Raw genomic sequence first — 26196 nt, 5'->3', positions numbered from 1 at the left:
ATCTTCATCTATTGTTCCCAGATTCATCAAACTGCCAACTTTGCAACCCAGTTTACACCGTTTATAATGAGAAAGACAGTTCAGCAACAAACGCTGGTTACCATACGTACCCGGCTTTATTATTTCTGTTAACTACCTATTAAAATAAGAAAGGTGTTGTTGATTCTTGACTGCACAAACTGCCGGTCATGACATGACCGATTTACTTATTATTGGTGGCGGCCCTGCGGGTCTGTTCGCCGCGTTTTACGGAGGGATGCGTCAGGCATCTGTTACTCTGGTTGAAAGTATGCCACAACTTGGTGGACAACTTGCCGCCCTCTATCCCGAAAAATTCATCTATGATGTAGCCGGGTTCCCGAAAGTTACCGCTCAGGAACTCGTGAATAATCTGGTGGAGCAAATGAGCCATTTTAACCCGAACATCCGTCTTGAGGAAAAGGTTGTATCCGTAGAGAAATTAGAAGAACGTCACTTCGTCGTAAAAACCGATGTGAATGAGTATCACGCCAAAGCGGTAATTATCACTGCAGGTGTGGGTGCATTCGAACCCCGTCGTCTGGAGCTTGAGGGTGCGGCCAAATTCGAAAAAACTAATCTGCACTACTTCATCAGTGACCTGAATGCCTTTGCAGGCAAAAAAGTACTGATCAGCGGTGGCGGTGACTCCGCTGTAGACTGGGCGCTTATGCTTGAGCCAATCGCTGAGCAAGTAACCCTGATTCATCGCCGCGACAAATTCCGCGCGCATGAGCACAGTGTCGAAAACCTGATGAATTCCAAGGTGAACATCGTTACACCTACCGAAATTACGGAGCTTCATGGTGAGGACAGCATTACCAAAGTTACTTTGGCTCACGTTAAAACCAAGGAAACACAGGAAATTGAAGTCGATGATGTAATCGTCAATTTTGGCTTTGTCTCTTCCCTGGGACCTATTGCAGAATGGGGCATCGAAATTGATAGCAATTCCATCGTGGTCGATTCCCGCATGGAAACTTCGATTCCGGGTATCTATGCTGCCGGAGATATTACAACTTATCCAGGCAAGCTGAAGCTGATTGCTGTCGGATTCGGTGAAGCACCAACCGCAGTGAACAATGCCAAGGTTTACTTCGACCCAGATGCTAAGTTGTCCCCGGGACACAGCAGTAACATGAAGCGCTAATTCCTTATGGAATCAAATAGAACATAAAAGACACAAAAAAGGGTATCTTACTCCTGAATGAATTGAACATCAGGAGGGATACCCTTGTCTTATATATGCCCGCTGTGTAACGGTCTGGTTGTACCGGAGCAGGCTTGTCCCCACTGCCTTCAGGGACTGTCAGAATGCGGCAAATTGGACGATTACACCGGACCATACAGCCCCTACGTCATTCACACTTCCTCTGACACGGCAGACGAAGCCGAAAACGTTTGCAATCATATGATGTACTGTCACCATTGTCAGACAAGCACGCTATGGCCTGTCAATCTATGGGACATGTCCGGAAACCTGTAGCATTGCCTGCAATGAGGATCTCTAGTGAAGAATGGCAGATACGTCGGTACCCAGTTTGCGCTTATGGATTTCTGCCAACAGCAGTGCGATGAAATCTCGTTCGAGATCCAACTCAATCGCCTTATGGTAGGAATCCAACAACATCTCATCGGATAACATAGCCATTTCCCGCCACAACCTTTCCTTTTTTTTCCTCAAAACTATCATATCAGAGATTTATAAAGAGAACAAGCGTTCTTGTTATCCACAACGTTATGTGGAAATCCTGTGTATAGTTTGTTGATAAATGGTAAAAATGTTGATTGATCAACGTGGATAGTGTGGACAGTATTTATACACAGGATCGTAGCTTACCGAACAGAACGATTATCAGAGCATTTTTTTTAGAATAAATTCATAGTTTCAAGAGTTGATGCGAGTAAATTACCCTTAATTGTTAAATTTCAAACGTTTTCCATCTAGTTTCCTACTATATTACTATCGGATTTTCTTTGGATTTTTTTAGCTTTTTTAACCATTTTCATTGCGGTCTGGTGTTCACTTCCAAAATCCATATCTTGCCTGAATGATCCAGTCCATAATCGAAGCCGAGCTGCCCCACACCTGGGAACTGACTTTCCATGATATGTGTACAGGTGAGTGTCAGTGAACGCATCTCGCGACGTTTATGTTTACCGGAAATATGAGGTAAGGACAGAGCGAGCGCTCTCCTACCGGACAGCATCGTCCCTCCTTTGCTAAGATTGGTCACGACAAGTCCCGGACGAGCGAGCCGTCCCACCATAGAACGAAATACCCAGCCTCTTTCCGTCTTGACAACTTTGACTCTGTAATCGATTGGTCTGCCTTGAATGGTTGCGAGATGAATGCCTTGTTGAATAAGGTATCTCCGTCTGGCTTTTACACGGATTAGGGAGCGGTACATCTGATCAAACTGAGTAAATGAACGGGTTATCTTCATATGAGTGTAACGATAGGCTCCTCCGCTTCCTGATACTCTAATGACACCGTAACCTCCACCACCGACAACAGGTTTGATATACACCATTCCATAATGACTAAGCATGTTTAGCAGATTCCCCGAGTTGAACGCCTTCGTCTGTGGAATGTGGACAGCAGCTACCGGATATTTTAACAGCGCCGCTGTCTTCAGCCATTTGCTTGCAAGCTGTCTCGACATGGGTTGATCTCCTTTCGTGAACAATAGTCCTTCCTTATACATACTCAACAGAAGCCGTGCTTTCTTGGATGTCTGTCCAAGGCTGGGGCCCCTTTTCCGTTGATATAGTCCATCAGCTTGGTTCAAGGCCGGAACAGGCGCCTGGTTTGCTTTTCAAACGCATCAATCTATCGTATGCTACTAAGGAATGGTTTGGAGAGGCTTAAATATGAGGATCTAAGGAGCGTTCAGAAGACATGGAATCATTTTTTAAATCACTGTATGGCGTAGCCTATTTTGCAATTTCTATCGTTCTGGTAGCCATTACGGTACTTCTATTCGTTACAGGTATTCGACTGTTTATGAAGAAAAGCAATCGCGGTTTTGCTGTAAGTTGTATTCTGTTTGCCTGCTTTATCGTCTTCATCATTGTGGTCATGCTGACCACGCCCTTCTCCTCGACGCCTCCGGGTTCACCGGAAGCCATGGCTGCCTTGCTGAAAGTCGGGTAGATTATCCTCTGTAGAAGGAGATGCTTATGACACATAACGAAATACTCGGAATCATCGATATCGGCTCCAATTCCATTCGTCTGGTTATTTATGAACTCGACCAGGATGGAGCCTATCGCATCATTCATGAAGACAAATATGCCGCTCGTCTAAGCAATGTAGTTGAACAAGACGGAACCATCCTGCGACATTCACTGGACAAGGCCATTACGATTTTGCGACAATTCAGGGCTACTTGCGAAGCATATCAAACCAAGCTTATCCGGGCTGCAGCTACGGCTGCCATTCGGAATGCAGGTAATGCCCCAGAAATTATAGGTTGGTTGGAAGCCGAGACGGGACTTACCATCGAATGTGTATCCGGCGATCAGGAAGCCTATTACGGTTTCCTTGGAGTCACTCAATCGATTGATCTGGCAGATGGTTATGTCGTGGATATTGGCGGTGGCAGTACCGAGATCACTGTATTCCGTGATCGAAAAAGACTGCACAGCATCTCTCTGCCTATTGGTGCGGTTAACTCTCATGCCCGTTATGGTGGAGAAGATCAGTGGACTGAGGAAAATGCAGCTGCGCTATGTAATGAAGTTATACAGGCATTAAGCGATCAGGATTGGGTTACACAGCATCCCGGACTACCTCTTATTGGACTTGGTGGCACCATGCGTACACTGGCCAAAGTGGAGCAGAAGAGAACACAATATTCACTACCGGTTACGCATCATTATGAAATCGGTGCAGAAGAGATGGAAAATATCGCTCGTTCTTTGCCACATCTAACCTCGGCACAGCGCAAGAAAGTACCCGGACTGGCCAAGGATCGTGCCGATATTATTGTTCCAGGTGTACTCATATTGCGGACGGTCTTCCGAATCATCCAAGGGGATCGTTATGTCGTGAGCGGAGCGGGATTACGCGATGGTTTGCTAAGGGATCTCCTTGCTGAAGGTAAGCCAGTCGTGCCAGATGCGCTGCGGGACAGCATTCGCAACTTCATTCATTTTGGTCCACCCATTCCGGAGAAACGTCTGAATCGGATTCACCATGATGCACTTACTCTGTATACTGCCCTACAAGGTAATGCTCCCGATCCAGCGGATACCCGAATTCTGTATACGGTCTCCATGCTGCACATGGCTGGAAAACAGATTAACTACTTCCGGTATCCCCAGCACTCGGCTTATTGGATCATGAATGCAAGCATCTACGGACTATCTCACCGGGAGACCATCCTGAGTGCTGTTGCAGCCGATTATCATCCAAAAAAAAGAACGCCCCAGCTGCTGCATAAGCACAAGGACATTCTCATGGATTCGGACGAACGGCATGCCCATCGTTTGGGCTCTCTGCTGCGCGTGACTGAAGCGATTAATCGATCTGAAAGTATAACCGCCATAAAGGCGGCAAAAGAAAACGACTCGCTGCAGATGCAATTCATCTGTACAGCCGAGCCGTTACTGGAACTCAGTGGCCTTGACGATGCCGTCAAGGATTTACAGGAAGCTTGGGGAGTTACGTTAACGCACTCCATTCAGCAGGCTTCCAGGGAATAATGCCCATCGCCTCCGTCTGACTTCTCAGCGGGGGCTTTTCATTTTGTACAAAAACATAATTGCCGCCAGGCATGAGCTCTCTTGCCTTCACATTATCCATGAGCGACAGATTCAATATATCGACCAGCATCTTCTTCAACTCCGGATCAAACACGGGACACATCAGTTCTATTCTCCGCTTCAAATTACGGGTCATCCAGTCTGCGCTGGATAGATACACATCCGGATTCCCGCTATTTTCAAAATAAAACAGTCTGGAGTGTTCCAGAAACCGGTCCACGATGCTGATCACCCGAATATTCTCACTAAGCCCCTCTACCCCGGGACGCAAGCAGCATACACCGCGCACGATCAGATCGATCTGTACTCCAGCTTGAGATGCCAGATACAATTCATCAATGATATCCTGATGGGATAAGGAATTGATTTTGGCAATAATCCTGGACGGTCTTCCCTTGAAGGCATGCTCCCTTTCCCGACGAATGAGCGCGAACAGTTCATCCTTCATGCCGTCAGGGGCGACGCGGAATGCTTGCAACGCTTTGGGTCCTGAATATCCGGTAATCTCATTAAACAATTCCGATGCATCCTCACCAATGATGGGATTGGAGGTAAACAGTCCTACATCGGTGTATATTTTGGCCGTACTTTCATTATAGTTACCTGTTCCAACATGCACGTACCTTCTCAGACCACTCTGTTCCCTGCGTACGACGAGAATAATCTTGGCATGAGTCTTTAATCCGACCAATCCATATACGACATGACAACCTGACTTCTCCAGCGTGCGGGCCCATGCAATATTCCGTTCTTCATCAAATCTGGCTTTTAATTCAACAACAACCGTCACCTGTTTGCCGCTCTCAGCTGCATGAGCCAGTGCGGGGATGAGACGGGAATCCCCATTCACCCGATATAACGTCATCTTGATCGCCATCACACGCGGATCTTCCGAAGCTTCCACAATAAAGTCCGTTACCGGTTCGAACGATTCGTATGGATGATGCACGAGCACGTCCCGTTTACGCAGCAGTTCAAAGTGACTTTCCCGAGGAAGGAACTCCAGAGGATACACAGGCTGTACCGGACTATATTTCAAATGAGAGAAGCCTTCCAGACTATCTACAAACCCGGCCAGAAAGCTCAAATCCAGTGGTCCATCGATCTCATACATAGGGTCTTGAATATCGAACTCTTCCTGCAACTCTAGCAACGCATCCGGGCGGAAATCCTTACAAATTTCCAGTCTTACCGGTGCTCCCCGGCGTCTGCGTCGCAGCTCCTTCTCAATTGCTTCAAGCAAATCCTCAGCTTCTTCTTCATTAATGGAAAGATCCGCATTGCGGGTCACCCTGAATTCCTGTACAGCCAGCGGCACATATCCGCTGAACAAGGTATGAATATGATGTTTGATGAGATCTTCAATCAGAATGAACGTTTTCTTTTTACTATTCGCCCTTAAAGGCGCCTGAACTACGCGCGGCAGATTGGAAGGCACCTGAACGATAGCCAAAAATGGCTCGCCCTCCTGCTCTTCTTCCTTCTGCAGCATCACGGACAGATATACAGATTTATTGTGTACCAGTGGGAATGGCCGGCTCGAATCGATCGCCATCGGTGTTAAAACCGGGAAAATGATCTCATGAAAATACTGGTCCATTGCTCGCTGTTGGGTCATATTCAGATCGGTATATTCCTGGAAATTCACGCCTTTCTTGGCGAGAAGACGAATGAGCTCCCGATAGGTTTTATATTGCTCGGCGACCATGGTCCCCGTTCGTTTAATCAATCTACGGTACAATCCGGCAGGGGTGTAGCCAGTAAAATCCTTTTGCGTAAATCCAGCCTTGATCTTCTCTTTCGTCTCCGCTACCCTTACACTTACGAACTCGTCCAGATTACTGGCGACAATACCAAGAAACCTCATGCGTTCCAGCAGAGGTGTTGTTGGATCTTGCGCCTCCTGAAGCACACGACGATTGAATTCTACCCAACTTAAATCACGGTTAACGTAGTTACCTGTTTTGACATCTCTATGCATGTATGGCCTCCGAATTTGTTACATATCTATTCTTGGTTAGATGTTATGAACTAATTGTACTATTCGTGATTGGCTACAAGCGTCAGCGTAGTGTAAACGCTATGTAAAATTTATGTAAATGATACCTCATGACGATAACTTTTTCCATCCCTTTACAAAGAGCAGGAGACAGAGTAAAGTGATTTACAGTGTAAAATGTCCGGTTGCTGTCCACATTCTAAAATTGTTTTTGTTAAAGGAGTATATAATGAAATCGAATAAACCTAGAACGTTACAAAAAAATATAGAGTTTTTCACGGCTGCACTATCCCAATGCACGGTAACCGCATGGCAGGAAGATCCAGCTGGCGTATATTGTGAAGTGGGTCGCGGCATCGTAGAGCAGATCAGCGAAGACAGCGTGAGATTTCGCAACGATAACGGTACAAAGAGTCATTATGATCGGGATATCACGATGTTCCAAACCGAAAAATAAATTTTTCGTAAATATGAAAAAAAGACTAGCTTTCCGTAAAAGAGTGATGTATACTCTTGGCACAAGGAAAGGAGGTGCGTCAACATATCTAATCACATGTTGAACGTGTCCCTTACCCGATCCACTAGCTCAAATTAACTGATTCTGGTGGAGGCGCGGGATACGGATCAAGGTTTCAAAAAGCGCCACGGGTAGAAAAGCCGTCTTCGGACGGCTTTTTGTTTTGTCTTTTTTGGGGAGAGGTTGAAAAAACAACCAAAATATTGGAAATGGACCCTGTAGCTGAGTAAACAATGCTCGCTATAATTAGGTTGCAACTCAACCCATATTCGAGGAGGCATATTGTAATGTCCAAAAATGTAAGGGGTTTCAAAACATCCATCGCTCTGGTCTTTGTTTTGTTATTCACCTCCATTATGCTGCCCGCAGGCCAGCATGCCAGTGCTGCACCGAGCTTCGCCAAAGGAGCCGACATCAGTTGGGTGCCCGGGATGGAAGCGCAAGGCTACAAATGGAAAGACAAAAACGGCGTACAGCGTGATATTATTGATATTTTGAAAAATGATTACCAGATCAACTCCGTTCGTATTCGTGTCTTTGTTAATCCTTCGAACGATTATGGTAACGGTTACATGAACAAAGATCGTGCAGCTGCGCTGGCCCTGCGTGCCAAAAATGCAGGCATGAGTGTCATGCTGACGCTGCATTACAGTGATTCCTGGGCTGATCCGGGTCAACAAACGAAACCTGCAGCCTGGAAAAACTACACGTTCCAGCAGCTGATGGATGCTGTATGGAATCACACGCGTGAAGTTATGACGGCCATGCAGAGCAAAGGCGTAACCCCGGACTGGGTACAAATCGGTAACGAAACAAGCAACGGTATGTTATGGGAAGATGGAAAAGCATCCACCAACATGAAAAATTATGCGTGGCTGGTGAATACGGGCCATAATGCCGTAAAATCCATCAGCACCAGCACCAAAACAATCGTTCACTTGGCGGGCGGAGATGATAATGCCCTCTATGTATGGAATATCGGTGGTCTGATCGATAACGGTGCCAACTTTGACATGATTGCCATGTCCCTCTATCCTTCCGCTTCCGGCTGGAACACGGCTGTTACCAATGCTGTGAACAATGCCAAGGATCTGATCAACCGGTATGGTAAGGAGATTATCGTATCGGAAATCGGGATGGATAATACGCAACCGGCAGCCGGTAAAAGTTTTGTCGCAGCGATGAAAACGCAATTCCGCAACCTGCCAAACAGCAAAGGTAAAGGCGTATTCTATTGGGAGCCTGAAGCAACGCCGGGCTACAACGGTGGTTACAGCAAAGGTGCATGGCAGTCTAACGGCTTGCCGACCGTAATGTTGGAAGGATTTATCGACTAAACACAGGGATAAGTATTTTAAGAGCGGCAGGTGGCGTTACGGGTACGGATCGTTCTTCTGATCGCTGTTATCCCCGGATTTTTTTGAATGTCCTATTTCATAGGACAAAATCCGGGGATAAAGGCGAACGCTACCGCTTCTACAGAATCGATTTCGTCCCCTCCACTACGCACGCTGCTTATGAGACAATTCTAAAATGTGTTTAGTAGAAATTTGGGGTAGTAAAAAGAAAAGGCGCTGCTTCCGTTGGGATTAGCGCCTTTTTTTGAGAGTTGTAGTGAGTTGTTTGGGTTGGATGCTTTAAGCTAGGCTAGGTGGTTTGCTTCTTCAACTCAGTTAGATCGAATTCGTTGAATTGGTTTCATGTTAATTAGGAACGCTTGATGAATCTGAACGTAAATAGTCTTATCGCTCATATACTTATATAATATAAGATATAGAATTCAGACAGCACATGTGCAACCTTATTTCAAAGGTGGGGAATATATGGGATTTTTAAAAGAACTGGGTCAGTTTGCTGGAGAAGTTACCGGAAAAGTACTCGGCGGCACTGTCCGAGTGGCTGGAGAACTTACAGGCAGTCCATTCATTAAAGAAATTGGTAATGGCGTAGAAAAAGCTACGATTAATACAGGGAAAACCGTAGGACAACTTGCCAGCGGTACATATGATATGGCGAGTGGTGTGATCAGAAAAGACAACACAACTTTAGACGCCGGACTTGCCGATATTGGAGGAGCTGTTTCCAATACAGCTAAAGGCGTAGTGGTATCAGCTAAGTATGTGTATAACGGTGGCAAAGATGTTGTTGTCGGCATGAAAGACGAGGACATGGAGAGAGTTAAGCTCGGGGCCAAGAATCTAATTGCCGCTGCGGCAGTCACTACATTGGCTGTAGGACTCGTTGAGGTTGTAGATGGTGTTGAAAGTATGGAGTCGGCAGAGTCCGTAGAATTGATAGAAAATCCAAATACAGATGACGTTACACCTTCCTAGCATCGAGGATTACAGAATTCAACTTTACAAAAAAAAAAAAAAAAAATGGACGCTAATCATTATAATGATTGGCGTCCATTTTCATCTCTTTCAGTTCAAATCAATTACTTCGCTTCGCCTACAACCGTAAAGCGTTCGTTCTTATGCTGCGGGTTTTCGATCTCATCGACCAAAGCGATGGCATAGTCAGCATAGCTGATGTAGCTGTTGCCTTCACTGTTCACCAGAATCTGATCTTTACCCGATTGGTATTTGCCTGTGCGTACACCCTCTGGATTGAAGAATCCCGCCGGGCTCAGGAACGTCCATTGGATACCTGAAGAAGCTTGCAGATCCTGCAAGTTTTTACCCTGGTTGGTCGCTGTTGCTTTGTATGCATCAGGGAATCCAGGGGAGTCTACAACACGCAAGGTTTGAGTTTCATCTGTGAACAGACTGCCTGCACCACCAACAACGATCAAACGAGTATTCGGCGCCTCTTTCAGAATGTTAATCAAGGCTTGTCCTGCTTCCACATGCAGATTCTCTTTACCGGCTGGAGCACCGAAAGCATTGACGATCACGTCGAATGATTTGGCATCCTCTGCCTTGAGGTCGAATACATCTTTTTCAAGTACATTTAGACTTTTATCTTCCACTTTGGATGCATTACGAACGATCGCTGTCACTTCATGCCCTCTATCCAACGCTTCTTTCAAAATCAAACTCCCTGCTTTTCCTGTCGCGCCAATAATTCCAATCTTCATCATAATCTCTCCTTTGGTTAGGTTCTGTTAAATTTCATAATGTAACTATATTAGTTACAACATAACTTGTCAACTTCACCTCTCTATAAAAAAGCGTCCAAGTGCCCCCTTAATATGAACAACCAAAATACATACCAAACCACCACGCAAAAAAAAGACCTCCATAACAGGATTAGTACAAGACTAATCCGTTATAGAGGCCGCGATTCGCAATAATTAACAATCTTTATCCGGTACGCCTGCTTCTTCCCTCGTACGGAAGGATGATCCACAGCCGCATGTTGCCACTGCGTTCGGGTTGTGAATGGTGAAACCACCGGACATGCCGGATTCTTCAAAATCAATTTCCAGTCCATTCAAATATTTCAGGTTTTCCTTCTCTACTACAACCTTCATATTCTGAATATCCATATAGAGGTCCTCATCGGACTCTTTATCGTCAAAGCCCATGGCGTACGAAAATCCGGTACAACCGCCCGGTGCTACGCCAAGACGCAAGAACATACCAGGTGTCTCTTGCTGTGCAAGCATTTCTTTCAATCTGTCTGCAGCCGTTTCGCTGATGCTAATCATGCCAGGTCACTCTCCTTTTTCATATAAAATCATGTTCAAAAAGGGCGCTTTTCAGTACCAAGAAGATGGGATGAAGATAGAAATGGAGTAGCGGAGCGTAGGCAAAACTACGTGAGCAACGGACATTTCGGCTGAATCCCATATTCGACGCTGAGATGCCGCTAGGCATCCTTCGTAATCAAAAGCGTACTTTTTGAACAACCTTTCGTTAACTCTTCTTTAAATTATACTCCACCCCGTCAAGGGGCTCAAGTCATCTTTGCCTGTTTCCGCGTTCCCCCTTAACTCCTTTTTCTTCCCAGTGTATTGAACCCCCGGGACACGAGGTTTATAATGAGTAGGTGATCGCTTTGAAATGTCGATATTTTGTCATGACTTATTCAGGCGATGGTCATATATAGAGTTGTAATTTTTTTCACATTTCGAGACTGTACGCAGTCCCCAATGCATATAGAGTCACAAGACTCATTTTGATGAAAAATCAGCTTTACGTACGCAGCATAGGCTGCACCGGGTAAATAAGAGTTAGTCCATATAAGAAGCGGCAGATGACCGCATCTTTTCTATGTAGTTCTGTAAGTAAGTCCTACACACAACTCGATTCCGGTTAAGAATAGGAGGATACAAAATGTCTACATTGGTAACACCGTTCACAGACAAAAGAATGGCTGAAATCGTTGAGAAAGTGCAGAACGGCGTAAGGCTGACCGTAGAAGACGGCGTTTATCTGTATGAAACGGATGATCTGCTGACTTTGGGCCAACTGGCCAATGAGGCCAACCTGCGTAAGAATGGCAAGAAAGTTTATTTTATTGAAAACATGAGCCTTTATTTTACCAACGTATGCGAAGCCCACTGTGCTTTCTGTAACTTCCGCAAAGATCAGGGCGAAGATGGCTCTTACACGTTGTCCGGTCAAGAAATGATCGATTACGTAGAACAGCATATTCACCCAGGTGTACGCGAGTTCCATATTGTAGGCGGACATAACAACCATGTTCCTTTTCAATATTATGTCGATTCCTTGCGTGCTTTAAACGAGAAATATCCGGACGTTACGCTGAAAGCCTACACGGCTGCCGAGATTGATTTCTTTACCCGCATCAGCGGACTGAGCATCAAGGAAGTACTACAAGAACTGCAAAAAGCAGGTCTGAAATCACTGACTGGTGGCGGCGCTGAGATCCTATCCGATGAATACCGCAAAAAAATGCGCGTAAACAAAGCGAACGTTGACCGTTATCTGGAAGTGCACCGTACTGCTCATCATTTGGGCATGCGTACCCATACAACGATGCTTTATGGATCCATTGAGTCCTATGAGGATCGCGTGAACCATATGGTACAAATTCGTGAACTGCAAGATGAGACCAACGGATTCATGGTATTTATCCCGCTCTCCATGCAGCCGAAAAGCAAAAACGCCAGCATCATGCGTCGTAACTCCGCATACGAAGATCTCAAAACGATTGCGATCAGCCGTCTGATGCTGGATAACATCGATCATATCAAAGCATACTTCATCAACATCGGTCCACAGCTGACTCAAGTCGCCCTTGGATTCGGTGCTTCGGACGCACACGGAACTATCGTTCGCGAACGGATTAGTCATGCAGCAGGCGCACTAACGCCTGAAGGCCTCACCCGCAAAGAGCTTATATGGTTAATTAAGGGTGCTGGACGCATTCCGGTTGAACGTGATACGTTCTACAATGAAATTCAAGTGTACGAATAGTATGTAGTATGAGCATCATTCCCATAAGCGACTTTCATTCTACTCGGGAGCGTTTGGCATGGAGTGGTGCAGATTGCTGGAGCATATCTGTAATTTTAAATGCCCATTTTCAATCATTTCAAATCCAGATTAAAAAAACAGGAGCAGCTATGTTATTGCATAGCTGCTCCACAGGTTACAGCCCCGTTCACACGGGACTGATGCAGAAAGGAAGCCGAGTCATGAAAAATTTCGTCATTCTCGGAGGCGGCTACGGTGGCCTCACGATTATCAAGGAACTTCTGGAAGGCAAGATCCCGTCAGATACACAAATCGTGTTGGTGGACCGCAGTCCCTTCCAAGGATTGAAAACTGAATATTACGCACTCGCAGCAGGGACCGTATCCGATTATGACCTGCGTATCCAATTTCCAGTCAGCGACAAAGTCACTTATCGTTACGGAGAAGTAACTTCGATTGACTTGGAACAGCGTCAGATTGAATTTGAAGGACAGGACCCGTTGGAATATGACAAGCTTGTGATTGGACTTGGATGTACAGACCGATTCCACAATACGCCGGGAGCCGAGGAATATAGCTGTACGATTCAAAGTTTTAGCAAAACACGGGAAACCTACCTTCGTCTTAACGAAGTCAAAGCTTATGGTAACGTGCATATCGTCGGCGGTGGATTGAGCGGCGTTGAGATCGCTGCCGAGCTTCGTGAGAGCAGACCGGATCTGAACATCAGCATCCTGGACCGTGGTGAACGTGTATTATCCGCTTTTCCGCAGCGCTTGTCCGCTTATGTTCATGAATGGTTCGGCGAACATCAGGTCGAGACACGTGGGCATATTGCCATTTCCCGACTTGAACCGAACGCCATTTTCAACCGGGATGAAGAAATTCTGACGGATGCGGTAGTCTGGACTGCCGGCATTCAGCCCGTAAAAGTCGTACAGGATCTCGACGTGACCAAGGATCCACAAGGTCGTGTCGTACTGAACGAATATTATCAAATTCCAGAATATACCGATGTTTATGTAGTAGGTGACTGTGCCAGCGTGCCTTATGCACCAAGCGGTCAGGCTGCCGAAGTACAGGGTGAACAAATCGCCCATATTCAGCATGCCCTCTGGAAAGGCGAAAAGCCCAATCCGCAGCCACTCAAGCTTCGTGGCACACTCGGTGCACTCGGCAAGAAGGCTGGATTTGGGCTGATGGGCAAAACGTCCATGATGGGACGTGTGCCACGTATCCTAAAAAGCGGCGTGCTCTGGATGTCCAAGCGTCATCTCGGTTAATCAAGATCCAACTCATCCCAGGCATCGGCTTCGGCAATTTTGGCCAAGATGGCGTTATATAAATCCTCCACTTTGTCGGTGATAACTAACTCACCATTCACTAGTGCAAATGGAGTCATGTAACATTGGCCGCAATTGCTGAGGCAGCCGTATTCTATCACATCATAGTCTGGATTTTCTTCCAGTTGATCCATGACTTCATCTGTGCCAAAATGCATATTATTGGCACAAAATTCAATAATCGGTCTCATGTAGGTTCACCTGCTTTGTTTGACCATTTTAATTTGTGGCCAATTGTAATATACTATAGTGAGGAAAGGAGTTGAAAAAAATGAGCGAAAACGCACAAAGCACCATGTATGATGAGGTATCTGAAGTGCTTGACAAACTTCGTCCGTTCCTGCAACGCGATGGCGGTGACGTGGAACTGGTCGACGTGGAGGACGGCATTATTAAGCTGAAACTGGTCGGTGCCTGCGGCAGCTGCCCAAGCTCCACCATTACCTTAAAAGCCGGGATTGAACGCGCCCTTCTCGAAGAAGTTGAGGGTGTCGAAGAAGTCGTACAAGTATTCTAATCAATCCTTCACGAAATAAACCTCAAGAGCCTTTCGCTTCACATGAAGCGGAGGGCTCTTTTTTTGTGCTATGCATCCTCACGCTGTATGTTAGGACGAATCGGGTCAAGTCCTCCAGATACATCCATAATGTTACCTGTTATAAAATCGGAATGATCCAGACACAGATAAGTGATCACCCGCGCAATATCTTCACCGCTTCCAGGACGTCCTCTCGGCGTTTCATCGTCGGTTATACCTGCCATCTCATCAATCGTTTTCTCTTTGTTGGCACCGCGAATATCACCTGGACAGACCATATTAACCGTAATACCGTAGGGAGCTTCCTCCACAGCAAGTGTCTTTGTAAATGAAACCAGACCTACCTTCGCAGCAGCATAAACCGCCCGATGAGGCCATGACCTCGCTTCTCCAGCATGACTGAAGCCAAAATGTATAATTCGTCCCCACTGCTTGCGCCGCATCTCCGGCAATACACGCTGATCCAGCAGCACCGGTCCAAGCAGGTTTCCTTGCACAAGCATCTGAACCTCATCTTCGGAATACTCGGCAAACAATCGACGTTCACGGACAAAAGGACCTGCGTTGTTCACAAGAATATCAATGCTGCCCAGTTTCTCTTCAACCGTTGCAACCAGCATGGTGATCTCTTCTGTCTTGGAAATATCGGCCTGGACGGCAATACACCGCACACCCTTGGCTACAATCTGAGTCTTTAACGCCTCAGCCTCCGTACGGCTATGTACGTAATTCAGAGCAATATGGCAACCCTGATCCGCAAGACTGAGGGCCGTCATTTTACCAAGACCTTTGGCACTTCCCGTTATGAGGGCAATCTTTCCCTTCACGTTCATCCCCCTCTTCAAAGAGCAGTCACTCATCCAGTATAAAAGATTTATCATCCCCCCACAACTCGCGTTTCCCACCAATCTGTACCATTTGCAAAAAAGTGTAAATTAAGGACTAAATACTTATCTTTCTAACCACTGAAATAAAATGAATTAGGTCTTTTGTAGGAAAATTAACCCTTTATATCCAGATTCCCCTTGTCGGGTTTAAGTACCTATGGTACTGTCGATAAGTCCTTATTTTCTTATGAATATAACGACACAATACATATGTTCATGTAAATGACAACATTGCATGACACCTTCGAAAGGAATACAGCGTAAATGAAAAGATGGTTAGCCTCTCTACTCGCAATTTTGCTTATCGCCTCATTTCAAGCTCCATTCTCGACCACAGCATCTGCAGAAAGTGAAAGCAATAGCTCCACCGAAGATTATCAATGGATTGATGGGCCTTCAAACGTAGTACTTGATAACAAAGCAACATTAAACGTAGCTGAAAATCTCTCCTATCTCGATGCAGCTAACACCCAAAGGTTTCTGGAAGACACGGACTCCTTCCCCAATGGAACGGAAATTGGAAGCATCTATGGCGCCGGCGAAAACTCCAACTGGTATGTTATCTTTGAATATAACGATACCGGTCATGTCGATGACAGTGAGAAAGACGATCTGGACGCCGATGAACTGCTCGATAGCTACAAAAGAGGTACAGAAGATCAAAATGAGAAAACAACACCAGAAAACCAACTGTTTATCACCGGATGGGAAATTGAGCCCGCCTATGACAGCAGCAAACATCAATTGATCTATTCTCTTGGTCTTGAGGATGCAGAGCGGGAAAAACTCGTCAATTACAATGTGAATGTACTCACCCGTGAAGGATACATCGGTGTTATCCTTGTTACGGATAGTGCCAATTTTGAAGAAAATCGCAAACAGTTTGAAAACTCCGTGCTTAACCAGCTCAACGTGATTAAAGGAAACACCTATGAAGAGTTTGATGCATCCGTAGACAAAAAATCAGAACTCGGCCTGACCAGTCTGATTCTCGGTGGTGCTGGTGTAGCTGTAGCTAAGAAAGTCGGATTATTGCTTTTGCTCAAAAAAGGTTGGTTTGTCATCGTGGCCGCTATTGTTGGTGCTTTCGGATGGATTCGTCGCAAGCTGACCGGTCGCAAAAAGGATGCTGACCCAGGAGATCAGAATTCGCTATCTCCTGCAGAGGAAGCTTACCAACAGCATGCTGCTGGACAGGAGTCCGCAGACTCTGATAGCCAACAGACAGATGGTCATTCAGATACTGATCCGAATAAACGTTAAGCTTATAAGTAAAGTACTTATAGTAAGTACTACATCGAAGTGCTCTTACATCAAAACGTTCTCTTTAACATGATGTACAAAACAAAAAGCTCTGCATTCTCTATAAAGAGAATGCAGGGCTTTCTTTAGTAGTTCCATAACAAGTGGAGCCGAGTATACAATGTATTTTCAGCTTAATCGTTCAGCTTAAAACGCCGGTTCTACAGCACCTTTATAACGTTCTTTGATGAATGTTTTAACCTCTTCGGAATGCAGGGCTGCAGCCAGTTTTTGGATGGCATCTGCATCTTTGTTATCTTCACGTGATACGAGGATGTTTGCATAAGGGTTACCTTGCAGGTCCTCAATCAGCAGCGCATCCTTCTCTGGGTTCAGATTGGCTTCCAGCGCGTAGTTGGCGTTGATGAATACCAGGTCTGCTTCATCCAGTTGACGAGGCGTCATGGCTGCATCCAGCTCGATGATATTCAGGTTTTTCGGATTGGCTGTAATATCCTGAATCGTAGAAGTGATATTTGTGTTGTCTTTCAGCGTGATAAGTCCTTCTTTTGCAAGCAACAACAGTCCACGACCGCCGTTGGATGGGTCATTAGGAATGGCTACTTTTGCGCCGTCTTTCAACTCATCCAATGATTTGATTTTTTTGGAATAGCCAGCAAATGGTTCAACATGCACAGGTGTTACAGCAACGAGATGGAAACCACGTTCTTTGTTCTCTGTATCCAGGTAAGGCTGGTGTTGGAAAAAGTTCGCATCCAGTTGTTTATCTTCAAGCTGTTGGTTAGGTTGAACATAATCATTGAAAGTCACGATTTGCAAGCGAATGCCTTCAGCTTCGAGTTCGGGCTTGATGCTTTCCAAAATTTCCGCATGTGGTGTAGGTGATGCTCCCACTTTCAATTCTACGGTGCGCGGTGCGCCTCCAGCATTGTCAGCGCCGCTGTCGGAATCCTTGTTGTTTCCGCAAGCCGCTAGAACCGCAATCAGCATAATACTAAGTAGAGCAAAAGACCATTTTTTCATGTGTAAAACCCCTTCTCCAATAATTTTTTTTGCATTTTGCCCCAAGTCGATACCGATTCAGGCAAATGCTATATATGTGTTATTTCCTGGTGAACCATTTAACTAAACGATCGCCTGCCATCTGAAGCACTTGCACCAGAATGATCATAAATACAACAGATATAATCATAATTTCATTCTGATAACGGAAGTATCCGTAGTTGATTGCCAATGTCCCCAGACCTCCACCACCAACCATCCCCGCCATCGCCGTGTAGGAAACGAGGGTTACGATTGTAATGGTGATACCAGCTATCAGACCCGGCAATGACTCTGGCAGAAGTATACGTCGCACAATCTGTCCAGTTGAAGCTCCCATCGCCTGTGCCGCTTCAATGACGCCACGATCCACTTCACGCAGTGTAGTTTCCACCAACCGGGCAAAGTATGGAGCTGCGGCAATGACGAGCGGTGGTATAACGCCCAGCACCCCTGTAGCTGTGCCAACCAGTGAACGCGTAAACGGAATGAGTGCAACAATCAGAATGATAAATGGCACTGATCGCAGAATGTTTACAATAAACGATAGTATCGTGTACACCACTTGAGACTGGATTGAAGTCGATCTTGCCGTCATGAACAGCAATACGCCTAGCGGCAAACCAATGATTATCGTGAACAGGCCCGATGCCCCCAGGATTTGCAGTGTTTCAATTGAAGCCTTACCGATTTCTTCCCAACGTACTGTTGAAAAATCCATTTAACGAAGCACCTCCACATCAAGTCCCTGATCCACTAACTCTTTAATGGTGAGATTAATCTCATCTGACTGCCCCTCAAACCGAACGGTCAGCTGTCCATAGGGAACTTGTTTGATCGTTGAAATGGTGCCTTGCAAAATGGCGAAATCCACTCCTGTTTTGCGAACCGTTCTGGACAAAATCGCCTCATAGGTTTTATTGCCCAGGAAGGATATTTTCACAAGCTTAGAAGCTCCGTTCGTCTGTAATGAGACATCTGCACTCGCCAGAGCGGTCTCTTCTAATGCAATTCCCACCTCATGGTCCCGCATCATAAAATCACGCGTAATGGCATGCTGCGGCTTGAGGAATACTTCCGTCACTGGCCCTTGCTCCACGATGCCTCCCTGATGGATAACCGCCACCTGATCACAGATATTCTGGATCACGTGCATCTCATGGGTGATTAGAACAATCGTGAGGTTATACTTTTCATTGATATCCAGCAATAACTTCAGAATCGAATCAGTTGTCTGGGGATCAAGTGCCGATGTGGCCTCATCACACAGCAGCACGTTCGGATCACTCGCGAGCGCTCTCGCAATACCTACCCTTTGCTTCTGTCCGCCTGACAGCTGGGCCGGATATTTATTGCTGTGGTCCTCCAGTCCAACCAATGCGAGCATTTCCTTCACTTTTCGATCAATTGCAGCCTTGGGCGTATTAACGAGCTTTAAAGGAAAAGCCACATTGTCATATACCGTAGCTGAGGATAACAGATTAAAGTGTTGAAAAATCATGCCGATCTTACGCCGTTGTTGTTGCAAATCGGACTTATTGAGATCGGTTAGGTTGATTCCATCAACCCAAACCTCGCCTGCCGTGGGGCGTTCGAGCAAATTGATACAACGGATCAATGTACTCTTGCCTGCACCGGAATGACCGATAACTCCGAATATTTCACCCTTGCGGATATTCAAATTTAGTTCCGATAAGGCCGTCGTACTTTTTGAACCTTTACCGTACTTCTTGGTTAAACCTTTTAATTCAATCAAAATTACTGCTCCTTCCCACTGCCTACATGTATCTTTACCCGAATGAAAGGAAAACTCCCCTTCATCGTACAAAAAAAGAGCCCCTTTTGCAGAAACAAAAAGGGCTCTTCACGTGAAAGATTATACCTTCTCATCTGCCAAAATCGTGCCTTGCACCATTTTGTAGGAATTAGCACCTAACATCTATAAAGTATGACACAGCTGTCATGCAGTTATAAATCGGTTGCCGGGCTTCATCGGGCCTGTCCCTCCGCCGCTCTCGATAAGAAATATTTAATTTATAAGTTCAGTAGTAGTTATAATGTTAATGTCATAAATGTTAATTCCATCTAACTGTCGATCAGGAACTCAGTATAATCCAAGTATTCCGATTTGTCAAAGGCAAATATTACTATCCAATCAGTTCGTCGGTTGATTCATTACCTGCTTATGCCACTTCTCGTTGATGTAGCCATACGCTGCTTTTAACGTCTCACATACCATATCCACACCCTGCCGGAGTTCCAAGAGATGCTGATCCAGGTCTTCCAGCTTCACTTTCCCTTGCAAAGTCTGGTGCAGCTGCCACAGATCATCCTGCATTTCGGAATTCATGTAATGAATCTCCATGTTTCGCCGTTTGCGCAATTTGCTCATTGGCTCACGATAAGAGTCCTTGATCCGGATTAGTTCGTTAGCAAGAACATAATGCAGCTTATCATATCCGAACTGTCTTAATACGGTGAAATAAGAATAATGAGTTTTAACATTGGTTGTATTCAGCTCAAATATTTCATTCAACACTGTACCTAACTTATCCAGAATGGCAAAACATCGGATGAAGCCATCCTTATAGAAATAGACGTAACGGGCATACTCTGCTTTTTCTGGTAATGTCATATCATCCGTAGAGCCCGCTTTGACTTTCTGACGGAAATGGGAAGCTGCAAAACAGCTTTGCTCCAATTCATCCAGCGAAGAGATCAGTCCCTGGGTCCATATATACAGTTTACGAAAATCATGGGTAGGATCATGGTCCACATGCATCTGTCGCTGAAATAGCTCAAGGGTATCCGCCATCGCTTCCATCGCGTCCTTTAGTATGCCTTCGTTCTTACGCGGCTTTTCACCCAGCAACGTTCGCAGCATATATAGCCTCCTCTTTCCACTCTGCAGATCATCAAATTAATAATAATTTATCATATTAAACAAAATCGGAATCAGAGTAAACGTATGACCGCTGCTTACAATAGGGTGCCCTGACACGCCTGACATCAAACAAAGTTCACCTGTCCAATGATGTACATCATCGGATGGTGAACTTCACTGGATTATCCCTGAACTACAATAATTCGGATATATCAGAACCGGTTAACGGGCCGATGCAACTTGTACACCAGGAAACTCATATAGGTTAATACACCGAACAAAATAGCAATATCAAGCATATGCGCCAGCGCCACGAACATATACACTTCCGGACGATTCATCGTGAGCATCAGTCCAAAACCAATGACCACTTGCAACAAAACCAGCACAACAGAAATGACACCGAGTGCTCTTAATTCCGTGTTATCCGGATGTTTGCGATACGCAAAATGACCGAGGATTGCAATGACGACTACTAATGAAACAGCTGCCACCCGGTGAGCAAAAGCAACAGCTACGCCTCCCGAGAGCTCAGGAATAATCTGCCCGTTACAGAGCGGAAAGCCTGAACAGCCTCCAGCAGAATCCGTATGGCTCACAAATGCTCCAGTATATACCACGAGGTACGTATAGATCGTGGAAAACCACACCAGATTTCGGAAGCCCTTGCTGATTCGCGGATATCGATTCAGTCGTTCCAATCCACCATGGCGAGCCTCCTGCCGAATACCAAGCGCCATCATTAAGGAGCTGGCAAAAGCGATTAAGGCAAATCCGAAATGCAGTGCCATGACTGCGGAAGATTGGGAGAATACGACGGCAAAAGCACCCATGATTCCCTGGACAATAACAAATATCAGCGTTAACAATGAAAACAATTGCAGATCACGGCGTGATTTGCCAAAACGCAAAAATGCTACAAAAGAGGCTATGGACAACAGCCCTGCCAGTGCGCTGACGGCGCGATGGGAAAATTCAATAAGTGAGGCAACAGTATGTGCAGGCACAAGTTTTCCGTTACATAAAGGCCATTCTGCGCCGCAACCGAGGCCCGATTCCGTTCGGGTCACAACGCCTCCGCCAAATGTGGCCAGAAACATGACAAGACAGGTTAATACGGTTAACCATTTAAACAAGGTTAAGTGTTTCAATTTTTTCTCACCCGCTGTTGGTTTAAGATGGCGAAGAACTACATCCTCCGCTTGATTCGATACTTTGACACTTATTTCACAACTAAATTCATTATACCGGATAAATGTGTCATTGACGCCGCGCTTTGTGACAAAATGTTAACGTCTGTCGAGAAGTTGACCGGCAGGTCATCGGCAAATATGTACATTATTACAACGTTAGTTTCTCCCGAAAACTCAGAAAATACAAACGCCACTTCCCTATTTCAAGAGAAATGGCGTTCCTTTAATTATAACCTTTAACATGGTTAACCTGTCATGCTTTATTTATGAATCGTGTTATAAACCTCAACTGCACGCTGCAGGAATTGCTCAATCTCTTCTCTCGACTTGCGCAGTTTGTTCACATAACGAACAAGTTCCCGGCCATCTGTGTAAGCTACAAAGCTGGGGATGCCGAGGATATTTTGCTCTTCGCTCACTGTACCCACCTGATCTACGTCGACCTCAACCAACTTCAGCTCACGAGCAAACTTCTCTTCAACTTCAGGCATAAACGGATCGATGTACTTGCAATCACCACACCAATCTGCCTTAAATACAGCTACAGTCAAACGCGGAGATTGGATTGCCACATCAAATTCCGGTTTCGATGTAATCTTTTCCATTACAACATCTTCCTTTCTATACCTTGTCTTATCCTCTAAGTGAAGCAAATTGCGGAGTGGAAGTCAAATATTCGGCGCATACTGACATCAACAGCTTCCTAAACTACAACCGTAATCAGATTATAAAGAAAGGAGGTCATGTCATGACTTCCGTTAAATCGGATTCCTCCGAGCCTGCCCATCATGGGTCGATATTACAGATGGTCCGATCCATCCCAGGTGCGGCCCGGGAAGTGTGGAGGGGCAAACAGGCGGCTTGGCAGGCTTCTGCACAGCTTCGTCATCCCTTGCGTGATATGGCTTGGGACTCTGACATGGCTGCTACCTTACAAGCTGAAGTGGAGCGCCTATTGCCTGGAAACGAGAGTTCTTTTGCCCGAAATACGCTCAGTGCACTGGTCTGTGAAGAGGACTGCATTATTCTGGAAGAAATCAAAACATTAACGCAGGAAAACAACCGGAGTAACATCACTCGCACAGCAGCATACCTGGAATGTTACGAACAGTATCCAGAGCTGCATTGGGCCCTACTTGCCCATATGGTATCCCGCAACGGCGGATATCACATGACCGATCTCCAGAGTGACCTTATGCACAATCTGCAAAATCAAACAGACCGTGAGCATATGTATCGACTACTGGAGCGATGCAATGCCCTCATTTTCCAGGATGCCTATCCCCAGCTTCTGTTGTATATGAACAGCCGCCGGATCGGCAGGAGCTGTTTTCATTTATTGTCCCATTTTCATGTATCGGCGTTCATGACGCCATTTTGGGAACGATTTTGGCTGGAGCGATGCAGCTCGCTGCTCAGTGTGGCGTTAATTATTAATGAGCAGAACTATATCGAAAGCCGGGTCGTGCAGCATCCCTATTTTCAAAAACAAGCACTGTCCAAACCCGCATTCCATCTGCATAATCTGGCTGGGCTGAATCATATCGTGTTTCCACTCGGACGGGAAAAAGGTCTTGCAGGACGAGTTATTGAACACTTTGGCAAGCTGGATGAGCGGATTATGTTTGGCAAAGGCTTATATGCGATGCTGTTTGGAGTGGAACAAGTGTACACACAAGTATTGGAGTTTGCGCGCTCGGTTCCCCACCGTGGCTCACGTGCTGAATACTGGCCTGGTCTGTTCACCGCACATAAAGATGAAGCCGGAGAAGCTGAGCTCTATAGTCAGGAGCTGCTGGATCAAGAATGGCTAGCGGAAGGACAAGGGTTATATAGTCCTGAATTGCTGGCTGTATGGGGTGATACGCCGTATGAACCGATAACAAGGCAGGATTGGCTGCAAAATCGCGATTGTCTCGGTCATCTCACGGCCCCGCGCCGCCCTTGGCTGTTTGAGATGAGCCATGAACATCGGTATGGTATGTTGAAAACTGCATTGGCCCATGATGCCAAAACCTTAACTCATTAAGGACAGAGGCCTTACCAGAGAATACGTCTAGAGTACAATAATGGACTACCTTTTTGGGTATAAATAAAAAAGCCCTGTCCGCTTTGAAAGCAGACAGAGCTTGTACTTATTTCAAACAATATAACGAAGTGTGTATTGTGTGCTAAATCGATTATCCACGTTGCCCGGCTCCACGTTGTAGACGCATGAGCGGACGGAGTATTTTTTGCAAAATACGAGGGTAACTGCCCAGTTCGTCTTTACGAAGTACACGTAGAACAACCATGAGTACCAAGTACACGACAACCACAAGCGCACCCACAAACAGACAGGTAACGAGGAATGATACACGTGTTGGCAGGAATAAATCAAAGATGGAGTTCCCAGCCCAGTTCGCCGCAAAACCAACACCCGCTGCACACAGCACGGTAATGATGAATCCTTTCCAACGATCACCCATGATCGAGAAATCAACAATTTTGCGAAGCACCCGCAGATTGAGATACGTAATAACCAGGAAACACAATGCGGTCGCAATAATGATCCCGTAAATGCCAAAGATTGGAGCCAGAATTAAACTCGCTACGAGTTTGACTACGATACCGGCAGCTACACTGATCATTGTAATCCGTGGTTTACCCACCCCAAGCAAGATGGAGTTCGTGGTCATCATCGTAATTTGGAAAATGGTACCGAACGTCAGCAATGTAATGATTGGTGTCCCGTCTGGACTAGTAAACAGCAAGCCGTTAACGGAATATGCTGCCGCACACAGAGCGATAACGATTGGCATTCCTGTCAGAATCGAAATGCGCAAAGCAAGCGTCACCTGATTTTTCAGATGAACTTCATCCTTGCGTGCAAAAGCTGCCGAAATGACTGGCACAAGTGATTGACTCAGTGCGATAGCCAGAATCGGAGGAATACCTGCAATACTTTGGGCCTTGGCACCGAGAATGGCAAGTACTCCTGTCGCTTCATCCAGTCCGATTCGTCCACTAAGCAGTGGAACTACCAGCGATGAATCGATAAAGTTAATCGCCGGAACAGCGAGTGAAGATAATACGATTGGAATCGAAAGTTTGAAAATATCGCTGTAAATGCCCCGCATGGGCAATTGCTCCACACGCTCGTAATTCAATTGCGCCGCACGGTCATTTTTACGCAGCTTCAAGGTGAAGTACAACATGACCGCAAAAGCGCCAATACTTCCGAATACGCCCCCAAATGAAGCCCCTGCAGCAATGGTTTGATCATCATAATTCCATTGCAGCATAACAAACGCCACGATGATCGCTGTACCTACACGTGCAAACTGCTCCACAATCTGTGAAATGCCGCCTGCCGTCATATTGCCGCGACCCTGGAAATATCCACGCATCATTGCGATGGCCGGGAAGAGCAGTAGCGCTGGAGCCAAGGCCCGAATGGCGCTCACCGATTCCGGTACTTTGGATACGTACGTCGCATAATAAGGTGCTGCGAACCATAATAGAGCAGACATAACTACTCCGGCTACAGCCGCAAAGATCAGGGCTGCACGGTAGATTTGTTGTGCTTCACCTGCGCGTCCCAGTGCATAGCGTTCCGAGACCATTTTACTAAGTGTACTCGGTATGCCTGCTGTAGCTACGGTTAACAGCATTAAATATACCGTATTGGAGATGGTAAACGATGCGTTACCGATATCGCCGAGGATATGCTCCAGCGGCACCCGTTGAACCAATCCGAGTACCCTCGCAATTAGCGCAGCTGCCGCCAAGATGAGCGTACCTCTAATGAATGTTTCCTTCTTAGACAAACCAATTCCCCTTCTTTCCCCCACAACGACGTGCATCCAGATGAAGCCGCTCCCGAACGTCTATGCGAATCTTACCACCCAGATAATAAACAGAACAATCATGACGATTTGCAAAATAATTTTCATAACGGTGCTTGTAAACAGCCCCACCACGGAACCAAATCCGACTTTGGAAGCTTTGGCAGGTGAAGACCCTCCGATCAGTTCCCCGATAAAAGCACCGATAAATGGTCCCAGTACCAGTCCGAATGCCGGAATAACAAATGGGCCTATGATGACACCAATCGTACTGAGAGTAGTCGATAATTTGGAGCCGCCGAATTTCTTCACACCCCAGGCACTGACGACATAATCAGCCACAAACAGCACCACTACGATCAAAATCTGGATAATCCAGAACCATACACCGAACGGAACAAAGCTGAAGAACCAGCCATAGACCAGAAACGCGAAGAAAATCGCTACAGCACCAGGCAGTATGGGATATACCGTTCCGGCCATCCCCACCGCAAACAGCAGTACAATTAAAATCCAGCCAACGGTTGCG

Annotated in this window: 27 protein-coding genes and 1 riboswitch; of the genes, 12 read left to right on the top strand and 15 right to left on the bottom strand. The window is 46.0% G+C overall.

Annotated elements, in window-relative coordinates; all coding sequences use genetic code 11:
* The first annotated feature begins 193 nt into the window (after positions 1-193).
* Both gpAD87_RS00560 and gpAD87_RS31680 read left to right on the top strand, forming a co-directional pair.
* Positions 194-1168, top strand: a complete 975-nt coding sequence (locus tag gpAD87_RS00560) for an NAD(P)/FAD-dependent oxidoreductase (protein WP_211754064.1) — start codon at positions 194-196, stop codon at positions 1166-1168.
* A gap of 84 nt (positions 1169-1252) precedes the next feature.
* The gene (locus gpAD87_RS31680; RefSeq protein WP_072735483.1) at positions 1253-1504 is read left to right on the top strand and encodes a hypothetical protein; all 252 of its coding nucleotides are present in this window, start codon (positions 1253-1255) and stop codon (positions 1502-1504) included.
* 21 nt (positions 1505-1525) lie between these two features.
* Here gpAD87_RS31680 and gpAD87_RS00555 read toward each other — a convergent pair whose 3' ends face one another.
* Both gpAD87_RS00555 and gpAD87_RS00550 read right to left on the bottom strand, forming a co-directional pair.
* On the bottom strand, positions 1526-1669 hold the full coding sequence (locus gpAD87_RS00555) for a sporulation histidine kinase inhibitor Sda (protein WP_024632651.1): 144 nt from the start codon (positions 1667-1669) through the stop codon (positions 1526-1528).
* 355 nt (positions 1670-2024) lie between these two features.
* On the bottom strand, positions 2025-2684 hold the full coding sequence (locus tag gpAD87_RS00550; RefSeq protein ID WP_063566108.1) for a YheC/YheD family protein: 660 nt from the start codon (positions 2682-2684) through the stop codon (positions 2025-2027).
* Positions 2685-2920: 236 nt separating this feature from the next.
* On the opposite strand from gpAD87_RS00550, the gene gpAD87_RS00545 reads away from it, so the two are divergent.
* Positions 2921-3175, top strand: coding sequence for a hypothetical protein (locus tag gpAD87_RS00545; RefSeq protein WP_063566109.1), 255 nt, complete (start codon positions 2921-2923; stop codon positions 3173-3175).
* 26 nt (positions 3176-3201) lie between these two features.
* Positions 3202-4728 (top strand): Ppx/GppA phosphatase family protein, encoded by a 1527-nt coding sequence (locus tag gpAD87_RS00540; RefSeq protein ID WP_064635716.1) that lies wholly within the window; start codon positions 3202-3204, stop codon positions 4726-4728.
* On the opposite strand, the gene ppk1 is transcribed toward gpAD87_RS00540, so the two are convergent.
* The gene (gene ppk1 / locus gpAD87_RS00535; protein WP_063566111.1) at positions 4688-6769 is read right to left on the bottom strand and encodes a polyphosphate kinase 1; all 2082 of its coding nucleotides are present in this window, start codon (positions 6767-6769) and stop codon (positions 4688-4690) included. The genes gpAD87_RS00540 and ppk1 overlap by 41 nt on opposite strands.
* 247 nt (positions 6770-7016) lie before the next feature.
* Here ppk1 and gpAD87_RS00530 point away from each other — a divergent pair, with 247 nt between their 5' ends.
* From gpAD87_RS00530 to gpAD87_RS00520, 3 genes are all read left to right on the top strand, one after another.
* The gene (locus gpAD87_RS00530) at positions 7017-7244 is read left to right on the top strand and encodes a hypothetical protein (RefSeq protein WP_063566176.1); all 228 of its coding nucleotides are present in this window, start codon (positions 7017-7019) and stop codon (positions 7242-7244) included.
* A 416-nt stretch (positions 7245-7660) separates the two neighbouring features.
* Positions 7661-8641 carry a glycoside hydrolase family 53 protein gene (locus gpAD87_RS00525; RefSeq protein WP_231952713.1) on the top strand — a complete coding sequence of 327 codons (981 nt, stop codon included), beginning with the start codon at positions 7661-7663 and terminating at the stop codon, positions 8639-8641.
* A gap of 486 nt (positions 8642-9127) precedes the next feature.
* Positions 9128-9637 carry a hypothetical protein gene (locus gpAD87_RS00520; protein ID WP_064635715.1) on the top strand — a complete coding sequence of 170 codons (510 nt, stop codon included), beginning with the start codon at positions 9128-9130 and terminating at the stop codon, positions 9635-9637.
* A gap of 104 nt (positions 9638-9741) precedes the next feature.
* Here gpAD87_RS00520 and gpAD87_RS00515 read toward each other — a convergent pair whose 3' ends face one another.
* Both gpAD87_RS00515 and gpAD87_RS00510 read right to left on the bottom strand, forming a co-directional pair.
* Positions 9742-10383, bottom strand: coding sequence for an NAD(P)-dependent oxidoreductase (locus gpAD87_RS00515; RefSeq protein WP_064635714.1), 642 nt, complete (start codon positions 10381-10383; stop codon positions 9742-9744).
* A 216-nt stretch (positions 10384-10599) separates the two neighbouring features.
* A complete protein-coding gene (locus gpAD87_RS00510) occupies positions 10600-10956 on the bottom strand; it encodes a HesB/IscA family protein (RefSeq protein ID WP_064635713.1) in 357 nt (118 codons plus the stop codon).
* A 628-nt stretch (positions 10957-11584) separates the two neighbouring features.
* On the opposite strand from gpAD87_RS00510, the gene mqnE reads away from it, so the two are divergent.
* On the top strand, positions 11585-12691 hold the full coding sequence (mqnE, locus tag gpAD87_RS00505; RefSeq protein ID WP_063566115.1) for an aminofutalosine synthase MqnE: 1107 nt from the start codon (positions 11585-11587) through the stop codon (positions 12689-12691).
* 221 nt (positions 12692-12912) lie between these two features.
* Positions 12913-13974: an NAD(P)/FAD-dependent oxidoreductase gene (locus tag gpAD87_RS00500; protein ID WP_063566178.1), complete on the top strand. Its 1062-nt coding sequence runs from the start codon at positions 12913-12915 to the stop codon at positions 13972-13974.
* Here gpAD87_RS00500 and gpAD87_RS00495 read toward each other — a convergent pair.
* A complete protein-coding gene (locus gpAD87_RS00495; protein ID WP_063566116.1) occupies positions 13971-14225 on the bottom strand; it encodes a YuzB family protein in 255 nt (84 codons plus the stop codon). The two genes, gpAD87_RS00500 and gpAD87_RS00495, sit on opposite strands and share 4 nt — an antisense overlap.
* A gap of 80 nt (positions 14226-14305) precedes the next feature.
* Between gpAD87_RS00495 and gpAD87_RS00490 the strand changes: the two genes are divergently transcribed.
* Positions 14306-14551 (top strand): NifU family protein, encoded by a 246-nt coding sequence (locus gpAD87_RS00490; protein WP_024632664.1) that lies wholly within the window; start codon positions 14306-14308, stop codon positions 14549-14551.
* A gap of 68 nt (positions 14552-14619) precedes the next feature.
* On the opposite strand, the gene gpAD87_RS00485 is transcribed toward gpAD87_RS00490, so the two are convergent.
* On the bottom strand, positions 14620-15399 hold the full coding sequence (locus gpAD87_RS00485) for an SDR family oxidoreductase (protein WP_064635712.1): 780 nt from the start codon (positions 15397-15399) through the stop codon (positions 14620-14622).
* A gap of 324 nt (positions 15400-15723) precedes the next feature.
* Here gpAD87_RS00485 and gpAD87_RS00480 point away from each other — a divergent pair, with 324 nt between their 5' ends.
* The gene (locus gpAD87_RS00480) at positions 15724-16722 is read left to right on the top strand and encodes a DUF2167 domain-containing protein (RefSeq protein WP_064635711.1); all 999 of its coding nucleotides are present in this window, start codon (positions 15724-15726) and stop codon (positions 16720-16722) included.
* Positions 16723-16908: 186 nt separating this feature from the next.
* Here gpAD87_RS00480 and gpAD87_RS00475 read toward each other — a convergent pair whose 3' ends face one another.
* The 6 genes from gpAD87_RS00475 to gpAD87_RS00450 form a co-directional block, all read right to left on the bottom strand.
* On the bottom strand, positions 16909-17745 hold the full coding sequence (locus gpAD87_RS00475) for a MetQ/NlpA family ABC transporter substrate-binding protein (RefSeq protein ID WP_064635710.1): 837 nt from the start codon (positions 17743-17745) through the stop codon (positions 16909-16911).
* Positions 17746-17824: 79 nt separating this feature from the next.
* On the bottom strand, positions 17825-18484 hold the full coding sequence (locus gpAD87_RS00470) for a methionine ABC transporter permease (protein WP_064635709.1): 660 nt from the start codon (positions 18482-18484) through the stop codon (positions 17825-17827).
* Positions 18485-19519 (bottom strand): methionine ABC transporter ATP-binding protein, encoded by a 1035-nt coding sequence (locus gpAD87_RS00465; RefSeq protein ID WP_064640683.1) that lies wholly within the window; start codon positions 19517-19519, stop codon positions 18485-18487.
* A gap of 127 nt (positions 19520-19646) precedes the next feature.
* Positions 19647-19788, bottom strand: a riboswitch (SAM riboswitch).
* Between the two features lie 130 nt (positions 19789-19918).
* Positions 19919-20647: a Cthe_2314 family HEPN domain-containing protein gene (locus gpAD87_RS00460; protein WP_064635708.1), complete on the bottom strand. Its 729-nt coding sequence runs from the start codon at positions 20645-20647 to the stop codon at positions 19919-19921.
* Positions 20648-20859: 212 nt separating this feature from the next.
* Positions 20860-21783: a COX15/CtaA family protein gene (locus gpAD87_RS00455; RefSeq protein WP_269453486.1), complete on the bottom strand. Its 924-nt coding sequence runs from the start codon at positions 21781-21783 to the stop codon at positions 20860-20862.
* Positions 21784-22100: 317 nt separating this feature from the next.
* On the bottom strand, positions 22101-22445 hold the full coding sequence (locus gpAD87_RS00450) for a thioredoxin family protein (protein ID WP_063566123.1): 345 nt from the start codon (positions 22443-22445) through the stop codon (positions 22101-22103).
* A gap of 143 nt (positions 22446-22588) precedes the next feature.
* On the opposite strand from gpAD87_RS00450, the gene gpAD87_RS00445 reads away from it, so the two are divergent.
* The gene (locus gpAD87_RS00445) at positions 22589-23869 is read left to right on the top strand and encodes a DUF2515 family protein (RefSeq protein WP_064635706.1); all 1281 of its coding nucleotides are present in this window, start codon (positions 22589-22591) and stop codon (positions 23867-23869) included.
* A 151-nt stretch (positions 23870-24020) separates the two neighbouring features.
* Here gpAD87_RS00445 and gpAD87_RS00440 read toward each other — a convergent pair whose 3' ends face one another.
* The gene (locus gpAD87_RS00440) at positions 24021-25649 is read right to left on the bottom strand and encodes a putative polysaccharide biosynthesis protein (protein WP_064635705.1); all 1629 of its coding nucleotides are present in this window, start codon (positions 25647-25649) and stop codon (positions 24021-24023) included.
* Positions 25650-25709: 60 nt separating this feature from the next.
* Positions 25710-26150, bottom strand: coding sequence for a DUF456 domain-containing protein (locus tag gpAD87_RS00435; RefSeq protein ID WP_063566179.1), 441 nt, complete (start codon positions 26148-26150; stop codon positions 25710-25712).
* Positions 26151-26196 lie beyond the last annotated feature (46 nt).

Origin of the sequence: Paenibacillus sp. AD87 (assembly GCF_001659845.1) — a bacterium.
Lineage (GTDB): Bacteria > Bacillota > Bacilli > Paenibacillales > Paenibacillaceae > Paenibacillus > Paenibacillus marchantiae.
This window is presented reverse-complemented; position numbering and strand designations above follow the sequence as displayed.

Bases quoted from the DNA above. Each gene is read 5' to 3' on its own strand.
- gpAD87_RS00545 (WP_063566109.1), top strand. From the start codon at position 2,921: ATGGAATCATTTTTTAAATCACTGTATGGCGTAGCCTATTTTGCAATT.
- gpAD87_RS00450 (WP_063566123.1), bottom strand. From the start codon at position 22,445: ATGGAAAAGATTACATCGAAACCGGAATTTGATGTGGCAATCCAATCT.
- gpAD87_RS00460 (WP_064635708.1), bottom strand. From the start codon at position 20,647: ATGCTGCGAACGTTGCTGGGTGAAAAGCCGCGTAAGAACGAAGGCATA.
- gpAD87_RS00500 (WP_063566178.1), top strand. From the start codon at position 12,913: ATGAAAAATTTCGTCATTCTCGGAGGCGGCTACGGTGGCCTCACGATT.
- gpAD87_RS00550 (WP_063566108.1), bottom strand. From the start codon at position 2,684: ATGTCGAGACAGCTTGCAAGCAAATGGCTGAAGACAGCGGCGCTGTTA.
- gpAD87_RS00525 (WP_231952713.1), top strand. From the start codon at position 7,661: ATGCTGCCCGCAGGCCAGCATGCCAGTGCTGCACCGAGCTTCGCCAAA.
- gpAD87_RS00515 (WP_064635714.1), bottom strand. From the start codon at position 10,383: ATGAAGATTGGAATTATTGGCGCGACAGGAAAAGCAGGGAGTTTGATT.
- gpAD87_RS00560 (WP_211754064.1), top strand. From the start codon at position 194: ATGACCGATTTACTTATTATTGGTGGCGGCCCTGCGGGTCTGTTCGCC.
- gpAD87_RS00490 (WP_024632664.1), top strand. From the start codon at position 14,306: ATGAGCGAAAACGCACAAAGCACCATGTATGATGAGGTATCTGAAGTG.
- gpAD87_RS00480 (WP_064635711.1), top strand. From the start codon at position 15,724: ATGAAAAGATGGTTAGCCTCTCTACTCGCAATTTTGCTTATCGCCTCA.
- gpAD87_RS00555 (WP_024632651.1), bottom strand. From the start codon at position 1,669: ATGGCTATGTTATCCGATGAGATGTTGTTGGATTCCTACCATAAGGCG.
- gpAD87_RS00520 (WP_064635715.1), top strand. From the start codon at position 9,128: ATGGGATTTTTAAAAGAACTGGGTCAGTTTGCTGGAGAAGTTACCGGA.
- gpAD87_RS00445 (WP_064635706.1), top strand. From the start codon at position 22,589: ATGACTTCCGTTAAATCGGATTCCTCCGAGCCTGCCCATCATGGGTCG.
- gpAD87_RS00495 (WP_063566116.1), bottom strand. From the start codon at position 14,225: ATGAGACCGATTATTGAATTTTGTGCCAATAATATGCATTTTGGCACA.
- gpAD87_RS00435 (WP_063566179.1), bottom strand. From the start codon at position 26,150: ATGGCCGGAACGGTATATCCCATACTGCCTGGTGCTGTAGCGATTTTC.
- gpAD87_RS00475 (WP_064635710.1), bottom strand. From the start codon at position 17,745: ATGAAAAAATGGTCTTTTGCTCTACTTAGTATTATGCTGATTGCGGTT.
- gpAD87_RS00510 (WP_064635713.1), bottom strand. From the start codon at position 10,956: ATGATTAGCATCAGCGAAACGGCTGCAGACAGATTGAAAGAAATGCTT.
- gpAD87_RS00530 (WP_063566176.1), top strand. From the start codon at position 7,017: ATGAAATCGAATAAACCTAGAACGTTACAAAAAAATATAGAGTTTTTC.
- gpAD87_RS00540 (WP_064635716.1), top strand. From the start codon at position 3,202: ATGACACATAACGAAATACTCGGAATCATCGATATCGGCTCCAATTCC.
- ppk1 (WP_063566111.1), bottom strand. From the start codon at position 6,769: ATGCATAGAGATGTCAAAACAGGTAACTACGTTAACCGTGATTTAAGT.
- mqnE (WP_063566115.1), top strand. From the start codon at position 11,585: ATGTCTACATTGGTAACACCGTTCACAGACAAAAGAATGGCTGAAATC.
- gpAD87_RS00470 (WP_064635709.1), bottom strand. From the start codon at position 18,484: ATGGATTTTTCAACAGTACGTTGGGAAGAAATCGGTAAGGCTTCAATT.